This window comes from Shewanella marina JCM 15074 (assembly GCF_000614975.1).
Lineage (GTDB): Bacteria > Pseudomonadota > Gammaproteobacteria > Enterobacterales > Shewanellaceae > Shewanella > Shewanella marina.
In genome coordinates, this window is record NZ_BALM01000012.1 from 24,829 (window position 1) to 37,537 (window position 12,709).

Below are 12,709 nucleotides of genomic sequence, written 5' to 3' on the forward strand. Positions count from 1 at the left end.
CAAAATCGGATACACATTACTATAACAAATTTGTATAAAAAGTGTTCGGAAATATATCAAGATAAAACTTAATTGATTTTTTTATTAGAAAAGTCGCTCTGTTACCTAGAGCCGACAGGGAGCAGAGAGTAGAATGTTCACATCTTACCCTACTGCTAAGAGATTAATATGCGTCCGTTTTTGATTGCTCCATCAATTTTATCAGCTGATTTTGCCCGTTTAGGTGATGATGTTCAGGCGGTGTTAACTGCCGGTGCTGATGTCGTTCATTTTGATGTGATGGATAACCATTATGTGCCTAATTTAACGATTGGCCCTATGGTGTGTGAAGCACTACGTAAATTTGGTATTACCCATGAAATTGATGTGCATTTGATGGTGAAGCCTGTCGATCGTATTATTCCTGATTTTGCAAAAGCAGGAGCATCGATTATCACTTTCCACCCAGAAGCCTCTGAACATATTGATCGCACATTACAGTTAATTAAAGAGTCAGGTTGTAAAGCAGGTTTAGTCTTTAACCCTGCTACGCCATTACATTATTTAGATCATGTAATGGATAAACTTGATGTCATTCTATTAATGTCAGTCAATCCAGGTTTTGGTGGCCAATCATTTATTCCTTCAACCTTAGATAAGTTACGTCAAGTACGTGCGCGTATTGATGCCAGTGGCTTTGATATTCGCCTAGAGGTTGATGGCGGTGTTAAAGTTGATAATATCGCTGACATTGCTGCTGCTGGTGCTGATATGTTTGTCGCAGGTTCTGCTATTTTCAATAAGCCATGCTATAAAACTGAAATTGACAAAATGCGTGCAGAACTTGCAAAAGTTGAGGGTAAATAATGACACAATGGCAACAGATTAAAGCGGTCGCTTTTGATTTAGATGGTACCTTAATTGATAGTGTGCCTGATTTAGCGGCGGCGGTACAAGCGACATTAGCCGAGTATAATTTACCAAGCTGTACTAATGACGATGTGCGTTCATGGGTCGGTAATGGCGTTGAAATGCTAATGCGCCGCGCATTAACTCAAGCGTTAGGTCATGAGGTTGAGCAAGATCAGCTTGATCAAGCTATGCCACGTTTTAGTCACTATTATGCGCTACATTTAGAAAAGCATAGTTGCTTATATGAAGGCGTACATGACAGCTTAAAGCAGTTACACCAAGCGGGTTTTAAAATGGCTATTGTGACCAATAAAGCCCATTGCTTCACCGTTCCATTATTAAAAGCATTCGATATTGATGGCTTTTTTGATGAGGTATTAGGTGGTGACTCATTAGCGAAAATGAAGCCAGATCCATTGCCATTAACTCATTTAATGGACAAATGGCAGTTAACATCAAGCCAGTTACTCATGGTGGGTGACTCGCGTAATGATATTCTAGCGGCAAAAGCGGCTGGAGTTGCCTCAATAGGCTTGACCTATGGCTATAACTACGGTGAAGATATTGGGCTTTCACAGCCAACAGCCGTATGTGAACAATTTAATCAAATTCTGACACGGCTTTTGCCAACTCAATAATACGGAGCAAGAAAACGTATGACTAAACCCATCGTCCTCAGCGGTGCCCAACCGTCAGGTGAATTAACAATTGGTAACTACATGGGCGCGCTACGTCAGTGGGTGGCTATGCAAGATAGTCATGACTGCTTGTACTGTGTTGTTGACCTGCATGCGATTACTGTTCGCCAAGATCCTAAGGCATTGCGTGAAGCTTGTTTAGATACTTTAGCGTTATATTTAGCCTGTGGTGTTGATCCAAAGAAAAGCACTGTATTTATCCAGTCACAAGTACCACAGCATACTCAGTTAAGCTGGGCACTAAACTGCTACACCCAAATGGGTGAATTAAGCCGTATGACACAGTTTAAAGATAAATCACAGAAGCACGCTAATAACATCAACGTGGGCTTATTTGGTTACCCAGTATTGATGGCTGCTGATATTTTGTTATATCAAGCCGATCAAATTCCGGTTGGTCAAGATCAGAAGCAACACCTTGAGTTAACACGTGATATCGCGACTCGATTCAATAACGCTTATGGTGATACTTTCACTATCCCAGAGCCATTTATTCCGACAATGGGCGCAAAAGTGATGTCACTTCAAGATCCATTGAAGAAGATGTCTAAATCTGATGACAATCGCAATAATGTGATTGGCTTACTTGAAGATCCAAAAGCGATCCTGAAGAAGATGAAAAAAGCGATGACCGACAGTGATGAGCCACCTGTCGTCCGTTTTGACGTTGAAAACAAAGCGGGTGTGTCGAACTTACTTAGCATCATGTCTGGTGTGACTAACCGTTCAATTGTTGAGCTTGAAGCTGAGTTTGAAGGCAAGATGTATGGTCATTTAAAAGTGGCTGCAGGTGAAGCTGTTGTAGCTATGCTAGAGCCGCTGCAGGCGCGCTTCCATGAATATCGTGCAGACCAAGCTTTCTTAAATGAAATCATGCGTGACGGTGCTGAACGCGCTGGTGCTCGTGCTGAAGTAACGCTTAAGAGTGTTTACGAGAAAATTGGTTTACTTGTGTAAATACACAAGTCATTAGTAAAAAGGAGCTGCGGCTCCTTTTTTAATGGGCCTGTTTTATCCAATTGGCGAAAGTGGCAATATCGCGATCGTGGATACGGCTTTGTTTAGTACAAAAATAGAAATCAAATCCGGTTTCAAGAACTGGTAATGGCAACTGGATAAGCTTGCCTGAGGTGATATCTTTTTCAACAATAAAGTCTGAAACCAAAGCGATGCCTTGAGCGGCAATGGCGGCTTCTAATGCCAGTAACATATGACTGAAAATATGTTGGTGCGGCAGTGGTTCAGGCAAGTTAAAGTGTTGTTGCCAGCGCAACCAGTCTAAGCCAATGCCGATTTCATCAACACACAATAGCGGGTACTGATATAGCTCTAGTTCGGTAAAGTTGCTGATGTCAGTCACCAGTAATGGACTAGCAACAGCAATCAATCGTTCTTTATGCAGCAGTTGTCGGTAGTAGCCTTTTTTATCAGGTTTACCCGTAATAAACATATCTGCGACACTGCTATTGAGCAGAGGATCTGCACTCATCATCTCTAATCTGATATGAATATCAGGATAATTACGCTTAAAGTCTGTCAGTCTTGGGATTAACCATTTAACCGCAAATGAACTGTAGACCGCCAGTCTTAACGGCGCTTTTGCTTCTTGTTTTAATTGACTACTCAGTTGCTGCAAACTATCAAATTGGTCAGTTACTAATTCAAAGAGTGTTAAGCCTTTGGCGGTGAGTTGTAACTGCCTATTTTGCCGTTCAAACAGGGTAAAACCATAGAATTGTTCAAGTAAACGTATCTGATGTGAAACCGCGCTTTGGGTGATACACAATTCATCACCCGCGCGAGAAAAATGCAGATGTCTGGCAGCAGTTTCAAAAACCTGTAACGCTCTTAATGGTGGTAATTTTCTCATAGGTTATCTCTGCCAGCGATTAGTTTTGTTTTTTGCTGATAAGTTAGCGTATTTTGTCTTGTTTTGAATAACTATCAATATTTAAACTAATCATGAATTAAATTCATGTATAAGTAAAAAACATCATTTTTCATCATGTTAGCCGCAGTATAAGCTATTGCCTAATCAATTTTTAGGGTGGTAGTCATGCGGTCGGCATTTTATATTGGTATTAGCCTATTACTCATCGGTAATGTGTTTAGCGCATTATATGATGTATCCATTAAATGGGTGCCTGAAGAGGCTTCTGCCACTAGCTTTTTACTGCTTAGACAAGTCACCGCAGTATTGATGATACTGCCGTTTTGGTATTGCTCGGGCCGCCCTAAAAGTCAGCTACATAAATTTCATTGTTATCGTGCCAATATCGGTGCAGTCGGCGCGTTGGCATTAATTTCAGGTTTAATGGTATTACCCTTAGCTACAGTGAGTTCACTGTTTTATACCGGCCCAATTATTATTTTATTGTTGGGTTATTTTTATTTAAAAGAGAGTGTTACACAAGCGCAGTGGTTGACGGTGTTATTGGGATTTGTTGGTATTGTGATTATGCTGCGTCCAAGTGAAATATCAATGGCCAGCTTATTGGTGCTATTTTCAGCGACTACCTTTGCTATTTGCCAGCTTACATTACGTAAAATACCAGCCACAGAACATGTCTCCTCAACGTTAATGTTGAATAATTTGTATGGTATTCCACTGATTGGGGCAATGGTGTTAATTCAAGGAGCTTGTCCATTTAGCTGGCAGTTATTGGCTGTGGCGTTAGCTTCAAATGCATTTTTGCTGATTTATCACGGTTTATGCGTGATGGCTTATCGCCAAGCTAAAGCTAGTGAGATTGCCATTGCAGAGTATTCTGGGTTGATTTTTGTGGTGCTACTGGGGTGGTTGTTGTTTGATGAGTGGTTAGATAATTTAACCTGGTTTGGCGCGGCGTTGATTGTCTTGCCAACCCTGCTATTGCAGGTATTGACAAGAAGACCACCAGAGCCACATATTGAAGCGGTTAAAATTGATCCATTACAAGTTGAAGCAGTAAAAGATTAATCGACAATGTACTCAAATACTTTAACGACTTTACGTACGCCAGCGGTATTACGAGTGATGTCTACGGCAATATCGGCCTGAGCTTTAGTCACTAAGCCAAGTAAGAATACCTCACCATTTTCAGTGACCACTTTAATTTTTGATACGTCTAAGGCCTCATCATTCAGCATGCGGCCTTTCACTTTAGTGGTGATCCAAGTGTCATTACTACGAGTTGTGAATGAGGTTGGATTACCAATGCGGATCTGATTATGGATTTTGCCTTCAATATTTAAGCTTTTCACAACCTGCACCGCTTTATCACGTAACATCGAGTTTGGCGCTTGACCGATAAGCAACACATTGTTGTTCATGGTAATGCCTGTGATATTCGTTTGGTTGTGTAAGTCTTGGTGATCGCTTAAGGCACTGGCAATTCTAAAGTCAGTGTCGGTGTCGCTGATTTGAGTGGTGAAACTACGTTCATCATTCATCATCATGGCACCACCAACCGCTCCCACCATTACGGCGCTAGCACAACCTTGCAGTAGCATAAACGCAATCAGTAGTGGGAGCAGGCGCATCATTGTTGCTCGTCCTGTGGGAATAGGGTGCGGTCAATGTTGTCGCATAAGCAGTGAATTGCTAATAAGTGGACTTCTTGAATACGTGCAGTCACATTTGATGGCACACGGATTTCAACATCATGAATCCCCATTAAACCTGCCATTGCACCGCCGTCTTTACCGGTTAATGCCACAATGGTCATATCACGGTTAAGAGCTGCTTCCATCGCTTTAATCACGTTACCAGAATTACCACTGGTTGAGATTGCTAATAAAATATCACCAGGTTGCCCAAGAGCTAAAATTTGCTTAGAGAAAATCTCGTCATAGCTGTAATCATTCGCAATTGCAGTAATGGTTGAGGTATCTGTCGATAATGCAATTGCAGGTAGCGGTGGACGCTCAATTTCATATCGGTTTAGCAGTTCTGCAGAAAAGTGTTGTGCATCACCCGCACTACCACCATTACCGCATGATAGGATCTTATTACCACCAAGTAAGCACTGAACCATCATTTCAGCTGCTTTTGCAATTGACTCTGGTAGTGCTTCAGCAGCATCAATCTTGGTTTGAATTGACTCAGTAAAGCTATCTTTAATACGTTCTAACATGGAAAGATCCTTCGACACTAAAATAATGATCTAGCTGAAATTAGAGCATAACCGCTAGATGGATAATTATACACATATCACTAAGTTACTTGAAGATACACAGTGCTTTTAACTAGCATTAAAAAGCCGCTTTAAGCCATTGAATATGTTGATTATCAATGGCGACAACATCAAAACGGCATATCACATCGAGTTGTTGCTGTTGCAAATACGCGCTTGCAGCCCGGCGAATGCGTGTGATTTGTGCAGGCCTTAACGCATTAATGGCACCGCCAAAGTGAGTTGATGTACGGTATTTCACTTCAATAAATACCAGTACATCATCATGCTGCATAATTAAATCAATTTCACCAAAAGCAAAGCGTACGTTACTGGCTACAAACTTAAGTCCTTGTAGGCTTAAATAATGTTGCGCTAACGCTTCGCCATGCTGGCCTAAATTCATTGATTAACTAGGCTACCATTCTGATATTGACCCCAACTGAGTTGACGCTCAATCACGCCTTCAGGGTTAACCGATAGGTCGCCACTGCGGCCATGGAATTGGTAACCTGGGAATGCACGCATTTGCGCCAAGCTGTTGATTAAGTCAATAGCGTCATAACCCATAATAAACAGGCGTTTTTGGTTATTTCCCCAAGTTGGCCATAGTTGCTTTAATTGTTGGCTGTCAGCACTTGCTTGCATTAACCAAGGACTATCACTGATATTGAGCTTATTTAACTCCTGAGCGGTCTCTTGATTCATACTGTCAGGGCGACCACGGCTTGAGGTATAAAGCGGCACGGGTTGAGCAAACACACTAAAGCTCACATCAATAAACGGCTTTAACAGTGGTAAGTCACGACTTGGGGCAATCATATAAATAGCATCAATGTCGCGGCGAGAGCGAAAATCAGCTTGGGTCTTATTCCCAATGAGTGCTTTCATGGCTTTAATGCGCGCCAAGCTATCGGTCACATCAAGTGCTTCACGTACGGCTAATTTCATTTTATCGCCCGCATCATAGTAATGCACTTCTGCCGGCTTACCTGTCAATTGCTGCCATTCATCGCTAAAGCTTTGCGCCATACGTTTGCTGGTGGCATCGTTACTGGCTAAAATTAGGGGCAGTTTAATACCGTCACTGTATAGCTTTTTAGCGGCTTCCAGCGCTTCTTGCACCGGCGATAACGCGAAGTAGAAGCTATGATCATTGGCTAAAATTTGTTTTGGCTGGTTTAAGAACAATTGCGGTACGCTAGACGGTTGCTGCGCCACAAATTCAGCGACTTGCTCAACATTGTTTGGTAGTAATGGGCCAATAATAAAATCAGCCCCCGCAGTGACCGCTTGTTGATAAGCTTGTACTGCACCTTTACTGGTGTCATAAAAATTCACCGTCGCATCTTGGTCGTGGTTCGCCAAATAGGCAGCCGCTAAGCCTTGATCAACAGGTGCTGCGACTTTTGCCATATTGCCTGTTAACGGCAGTAATACTGCGATGTGTTTGGCGTTATAGGGTTTAGCGTTCAGTGCTTTTTCTAAATCAGTTGGCAGGGCGATTGCTGCTGGATGCGATGGGTTTTGTTGCTGCCATTGCGCTAAATAACGCACCAGTTCAGCAGGATCTACCGCATAATGTTTAGCAATATAAGCCAGTTGCATCCAGCCCGCAAAAATAGGCTGACTGGTGTCTTGCATATAGTGCGCTAGAATATGCTCAGGCATTGGGTAAACGATTTTCCAAATTTGGTCATTGACCGTTTTGGCTTGTTCACGCGGCAAGTATTGGCTTAATAGGCTCAGTTGCTGCGCTTGCTCAACAGGACGCTGGATCAACTGATATAAGCTGGCTTTCAATTGATGATAAGCCGCTAATTGCCAATCAGGCAGTTGCCAGTCAGTTGGGTAATTCAGTACTTGCAAGGCGGTATCATATTGTTGATTCGCCGTCATTGCTTTGGCTTCTAGAAACTGATGTTCAGCTAATAGTTTTGGGGATTGCGTCATGGTGGCGCGCATCGCATTTAAGATTTCCAATGCTTTAGCATGATTACCTTGATTTAAGTAAGCATGTGCTGCCAATAGCAAATAACTGTCATGACGGCTACCTTTAGGCGCTTGCGCAGCAAGGGCTAAATAGTGGCTAGCAGCCATTGGAGCAGAGATTAAAGACACTGGCTCAAGTGAGCTAGTATCAGGCGTTGACGTTGCACAGCCCACTAAAATAGTGGATAAAAGTGCTAATGGAATCAATTTAGTTGTATTCAGGCTTTTTAACACTGGGCTTCACTCTGGTAAGATGCTGCTACTAGTTTAACCTGCTCTTACGCCAGACGAAAGTCTGTCGCTTAATCCATCGAGGTAATTATGGACCAAAAGGTCGCACTCTATGTTGTTCCGACACCCATTGGTAATTTGTCAGACCTTAGCCCACGGGCAATAGAGGTGCTCAATTCAGTGGATCTTATTGCTTGTGAAGATACTCGTCACAGTGGCAAATTATTAAGCCATTTTGGTATTACCACGCGAACGACTGCGCTACATGATCATAATGAGCGCGCACGTGCACAATGGGTGGTTGAGCAGTTAGCAAATGGTATTTCTATTGCATTGATTTCAGATGCCGGTACGCCGCTGATTTCAGACCCAGGTTATCACCTAGTGAGCCATGTGCGCGAATCTGGTTATGCGGTCACGCCATTGCCTGGCCCATGTGCCGCTATTACTGCGCTTAGCGCATCAGGCTTACCATCAGATCGCTTTAGTTTTGAAGGTTTTTTACCTGCTAAAGAGAAAGGCCGTTTTGATAAGTTAACCGAATTGCGAGAAGATCCACGCACGTTAATTTATTATGAATCACCGCATCGCATTGTGCATAGCTTAACCTCGATTGTGAAAGCACTTGGCGAGGATAGAAAAATTGTGATGGCACGTGAAGTGACCAAAACCTTTGAAACATTTTTATCTGGTACTGCGGCTGAAGTCTTAGCGATGGTTGAGGCGGACAGTAACCAACAGCGTGGCGAAATTGTGTTAATGGTGCATGGATTTGTGGCAGATGAAGATGACACGATTCCAACCGAAGCCATTGAAACATTAAAACTGTTATGCACTGAATTACCATTAAAGAAAGCATCAGCTTTAGCCGCACAAATTCACGGCTTAAAGAAAAATGCCTTGTATAAGTTAGGGCTCGAATTCGATTTATAAGTTGCAGTGATTAAATATGCAGCAGCTGATATCAGTTTTTGATGATATTTAAGATTTGAGGTCGCCTTGGGCTGGTGAGTTGTAACATCTTCGGTTATACTCGCCGCCGAGTTGGCTAGACAGTCGCCGCGTTCTTCGGAACGGGGAGGAAAGTCCGGGCTCCATAGAGCAGGGTGCCAGATAACGTCTGGGCGGTGTGAACCGACGACAAGTGCAACAGAGAGTATACCGCCTGCCTAATTTATTAGGTCGGTAAGGGTGAAAGGGTGCGGTAAGAGCGCACCGCGCGACTGGTAACAGTTCGTGGCATGGTAAACTCCACCCGGAGCAAGATCAAATAGGGTTCCAGTACTTACTTCGGTAAGTTAATGCGCGGCTCGCGTTGGAACCGGGTAGATTGCTTGAGCCTGTGAGCGATTGCAGGCCTAGATGAATGACTGTCCAAGACAGGACCCGGCTTATCGGCCAACTCACCTCATTCAAGAGAAAGCGCATATCGAAAGATATGCGCTTTTTTGTTTTCTGCGTTCTAAGTTTTAGTTAATGGTTGAAGTGATGTAGGCCGTAGCTTATCGGCAGCAGATTTAAAAAGAAGGGCGCATATCGAAAGATGTGCGCCCTTTTGTTATCGAGTGACTTTTAACGTGTTATTTAAAAGACGTTGAACTGGTGACCGCTAATGTTTGCCCTTTTGTTTCTGGTGCCATTGTAATTGACACACCAAGACCAATTAATGAGATTGCAGCACCGATTAACATTGTGGCACTAATGCCGTGATTGACCATAAAGATAGGTAGCGCATAAGTTGAAATTACGGTACCAATACGGCTAATAGACATGACTGCGCCTACTGCAGAAGCTCTAATTTCGGTTGGAAAGAGCTCATTTGGATATAACCACTGCAAAATACCCGGTCCACCGGAGAAGAATGCATATAAACCAAATGCACCCACTACGACCCATGTTGCAGGATTATGGACTAAGCCCAAGATCGCCATGGAACCAGTCATCATGGCAAAACTGCCAATTAATAATGCGCGTCTGCCAATACTGTTGAGCCAGAACATTGCAGGTATACAGCCAACCATAAAGAACAAGCTGATAATGATATTACCTAACGCTGCATCTTTAGGCTCAGTAAAGCCAAATAAGCTGATAATTTGTGGGCCAAAGGTATAAATGGCGAACATTGGAATAACCTGACAAGTCCAAATGGCGCCAATAAATAGAATGCGTTTTAAGTATGTTTTTTGGAATAACATACGGTATTGAGTTGGTTGTGGTTTTTCTTCATCAAGGGTGACATGTTCGCCAAAATATTTATGCATAATTTCTTGGCTTTCTTTTATGCGACCTTTACGTAATAACCAACGTGGTGATTCTGGTAGATGAAAACGGCCTAATAAGATAATAACGCAAGGGATAATGGCACTACCAAACATCCAGCGCCAGCCACCATCTACATCATATAACAGATAACCAACTACGTTAGCAGCCGTTGCACCTACGTACCACATAGCAGCAATAAAGCCCATGGTAAAGGCGCGCTGTTTGGTTGATGAGAACTCCGCAACCATTGATGTCGCAATAGGGTAGTCGGCACCAATAACGATACCAATTAAGAATCTGGCGATGACCAGCTCAACAGGTGATGAAATAAACATGGTGCCAAATGATAATACTGCAATGGCAATAATATCGATCATAAACATGAGTTTACGACCAAATAAATCGGCAATATAACCAAATAATGCGGTACCAATAAAAAGACCAACGAGTGTTGATGCACCAACAAGTCCTATCCACTGTGCATCAAGTTGTAATTCTGGAATTAATTGTTCTAGTGCAAGCCCTATCATGACTAATACATAACCATCAAGAAATGGTCCGCCACTGCCCCAAATCATTATTTTTTTATGGAGCGGGGTAAATGCTAAGTCATCAAAATTTGTTTGAGTTTTCATATAGGTATTACTCACATTATTGACTAATGCTATACAATTGTAAGCATTGGTCACACCAACGAAGATCAGACTCATTTGCGTATATGTTTGCAGATGAGAGACGACGAATTTCTGATTGTTGGTGCAAGATAATTGCTAATGCAAAATAATGAGTGCACTAGCATTAAAGTCTTTGATGGAAAAGGCAGGCAACTCATTGCTACCTGCTTTAATTGAATTAACCGTAACGGTATTCAACACCAAAAGTACCACGGGGAAACTCCCACTTTTCTAAAATGGTGTTACCACATAGAATTTTACAAGTACCGCATTCTAAGCAACCAGCATAATCGAAGCGGATTGAACCATCTTCTTGTAGCTTATAAAGTCCAGCAGGACAGGCGATCATTAACTTTTTGAATTCGGCCATATCAGGGTTAGGTTTGATAATAATATGCGGATTTTCTTCATCAACATGAAATTTATCAACACCTAATTTAACGTCAACATTAACAACTTCGGTCATATTGCTGTTACTCCTTTAATGCCATCTTTTAGTAAGTTCATATAACCTACTTCTTTACAATGTTTCATAATTGTTTGGCGTATTGGCTTTGATGGACTGCCGTCAATGGTGAACATGTCATGCATGATATCTGCGACCATTTTCGGGTATTGATTGAAAATACGTGGATTTTCCATAAATGCAGGTGCATTTTTATAGAGCTTCATATCTTTGATAATAAAGCTGTCATCCAACAAGGTTTGATAAGACGCAAGACCTGCTGCGCTAAAGTCATTATTTTGTTTAGCGGTGAGTACTGCTTGTGCTGCGGCTTCACCAGAGGCGATGGCTAGATCCATTCCGCGTACGTTAAAGCCTAGGTTCATACATAAGCCTGCTGCATCACCTGTAAGTAATACACCATCTTTGATTAACTGTGGCATCATATTTATGCCAGCTTCTGGTACAACGTGAGCTGAATATTCGACCATTTTCCCGCCAGCAATTAATGGCTTAATGACTGGGTGGTTTTTAAAGTCTTCCATCATTTGCGGGACGGTTTTAGTTGCACTTTCGATATGTGCTAAGCCACAAACAAGTCCAAGAGAAATACTTGATTCGTTAGTGTATAAGAATCCACCGCCCATCAAACCATTAGATGGCATTCCTGCAAATAACCAGGCAACGCCCTCATTTTCGGTAAGATTGAAGCGATCTTCTAATTGATTTTTCGGTAACTCAATTAACTCTTTGACGCATACTGCTGTAGCACCTGCTTCAACTCTAGGTTTAAGCATACCGAGCTGTTCGGCCAGAATGGAGGTGACCCCATCGGCTAAAATAACCACATTAGCTTCGAGTGCATCACCATCTGCTTCTACACCAATTACCTTGCCATTTTCAGTTAGGATTTTGTCAACTCGAATGCCACTGATAAATTGTGCGCCTTGCTCTTCCGTTTGCTCCATAAACCACTGGTCAAACTTACCTCGAAGCACGTTATATGATTGTTGTGGCGCGGTTTTGTCACTCACACCGTGATAATCCAGAGTCACACCTGAGTCATCAGTTAAAAATGAAATTTTCTCTTTAGTCACACGGCGCTCTACTGGCGCATGACTTGCAAAATCGGGAATGATTTTTTCTAAACTATGGCCATATAATCGACCACCAGTCATATTTTTGCTGCCAGCATAGTTGCCTCGTTCAATTACGAGCACATTAGCTCCTGCCTTAGCTAAGACATAAGCTGCACTGCAACCTGCTAAACCTGCGCCGACGATAATGGCGTCAAATGCATCTTCAGACATAATTAATTCACTTATAAGGTTGGGGTAAACATCAGGCAGGGGTGTACCTGAT

Annotated in this window: 13 protein-coding genes and 1 other RNA gene; 6 read left to right on the forward strand and 8 right to left on the reverse strand. The window is 42.4% G+C overall.

Annotation, left to right across the window (positions count from 1 at the left end; genetic code table 11):
* The first annotated feature begins 168 nt into the window (after positions 1 to 168).
* Genes rpe through trpS form a run of 3 tightly spaced genes read left to right on the forward strand, consistent with a single transcriptional unit; the run spans position 169 to position 2,546 of the window.
* Positions 169 to 846: a ribulose-phosphate 3-epimerase gene (gene rpe, locus JCM15074_RS10600; RefSeq protein WP_025821182.1), complete on the forward strand. Its 678-nt coding sequence runs from the start codon at positions 169 to 171 to the stop codon at positions 844 to 846.
* The gene (locus tag JCM15074_RS10605; protein ID WP_025821183.1) at positions 846 to 1,529 is read left to right on the forward strand and encodes a phosphoglycolate phosphatase; all 684 of its coding nucleotides are present in this window, start codon (positions 846 to 848) and stop codon (positions 1,527 to 1,529) included. The genes rpe and JCM15074_RS10605 overlap by 1 nt, the downstream gene beginning before the upstream one ends.
* Positions 1,530 to 1,547: 18 nt before the next feature.
* The gene (trpS, locus tag JCM15074_RS10610; RefSeq protein WP_025821184.1) at positions 1,548 to 2,546 is read left to right on the forward strand and encodes a tryptophan--tRNA ligase; all 999 of its coding nucleotides are present in this window, start codon (positions 1,548 to 1,550) and stop codon (positions 2,544 to 2,546) included.
* Between the two features lie 40 nt (positions 2,547 to 2,586).
* On the opposite strand, the gene JCM15074_RS10615 is transcribed toward trpS, so the two are convergent.
* Complete coding sequence (locus tag JCM15074_RS10615; RefSeq protein WP_025821185.1) at positions 2,587 to 3,459, reverse strand: LysR substrate-binding domain-containing protein; 873 nt, start codon at positions 3,457 to 3,459, stop codon at positions 2,587 to 2,589.
* Positions 3,460 to 3,645: 186 nt separating this feature from the next.
* Between JCM15074_RS10615 and JCM15074_RS10620 the strand changes: the two genes are divergently transcribed.
* Positions 3,646 to 4,548, forward strand: a complete 903-nt coding sequence (locus JCM15074_RS10620; RefSeq protein ID WP_025821186.1) for a DMT family transporter — start codon at positions 3,646 to 3,648, stop codon at positions 4,546 to 4,548.
* Here JCM15074_RS10620 and dolP read toward each other — a convergent pair.
* The 4 genes from dolP to JCM15074_RS10640 all read right to left on the reverse strand — a co-directional run bounded on the left by dolP (position 4,545) and on the right by JCM15074_RS10640 (position 7,969).
* Entirely contained in the window at positions 4,545 to 5,114 is a 570-nt protein-coding gene (gene dolP / locus JCM15074_RS10625) for a division/outer membrane stress-associated lipid-binding lipoprotein (RefSeq protein WP_025821187.1), read from the reverse strand. The two genes, JCM15074_RS10620 and dolP, sit on opposite strands and share 4 nt — an antisense overlap.
* Entirely contained in the window at positions 5,111 to 5,704 is a 594-nt protein-coding gene (locus tag JCM15074_RS10630; protein WP_025821188.1) for a phosphoheptose isomerase, read from the reverse strand. The genes dolP and JCM15074_RS10630 overlap by 4 nt, the downstream gene beginning before the upstream one ends.
* Before the next feature lie 118 nt (positions 5,705 to 5,822).
* Entirely contained in the window at positions 5,823 to 6,149 is a 327-nt protein-coding gene (locus JCM15074_RS10635; protein WP_025821189.1) for a YraN family protein, read from the reverse strand.
* Positions 6,146 to 7,969 (reverse strand): penicillin-binding protein activator, encoded by a 1,824-nt coding sequence (locus JCM15074_RS10640; protein ID WP_025821190.1) that lies wholly within the window; start codon positions 7,967 to 7,969, stop codon positions 6,146 to 6,148. The genes JCM15074_RS10635 and JCM15074_RS10640 overlap by 4 nt, the downstream gene beginning before the upstream one ends.
* Before the next feature lie 87 nt (positions 7,970 to 8,056).
* Here JCM15074_RS10640 and rsmI point away from each other — a divergent pair, with 87 nt between their 5' ends.
* On the forward strand, positions 8,057 to 8,899 hold the full coding sequence (gene rsmI, locus JCM15074_RS10645) for a 16S rRNA (cytidine(1402)-2'-O)-methyltransferase (protein WP_025821191.1): 843 nt from the start codon (positions 8,057 to 8,059) through the stop codon (positions 8,897 to 8,899).
* A gap of 107 nt (positions 8,900 to 9,006) precedes the next feature.
* Positions 9,007 to 9,376: RNase P RNA component class A (gene rnpB, locus JCM15074_RS23585), an RNA gene on the forward strand.
* Positions 9,377 to 9,546: 170 nt separating this feature from the next.
* Here rnpB and JCM15074_RS10650 read toward each other — a convergent pair.
* From JCM15074_RS10650 to fixC, 3 genes are all read right to left on the reverse strand, one after another.
* Positions 9,547 to 10,863, reverse strand: coding sequence for an MFS transporter (locus JCM15074_RS10650; protein ID WP_025821192.1), 1,317 nt, complete (start codon positions 10,861 to 10,863; stop codon positions 9,547 to 9,549).
* A gap of 217 nt (positions 10,864 to 11,080) precedes the next feature.
* The gene (locus JCM15074_RS10655) at positions 11,081 to 11,368 is read right to left on the reverse strand and encodes a ferredoxin family protein (protein WP_025821193.1); all 288 of its coding nucleotides are present in this window, start codon (positions 11,366 to 11,368) and stop codon (positions 11,081 to 11,083) included.
* On the reverse strand, positions 11,365 to 12,657 hold the full coding sequence (fixC, locus tag JCM15074_RS10660) for an FAD-dependent oxidoreductase FixC (protein WP_025821194.1): 1,293 nt from the start codon (positions 12,655 to 12,657) through the stop codon (positions 11,365 to 11,367). The genes JCM15074_RS10655 and fixC overlap by 4 nt, the downstream gene beginning before the upstream one ends.
* Positions 12,658 to 12,709: the final 52 nt, after the last annotated feature.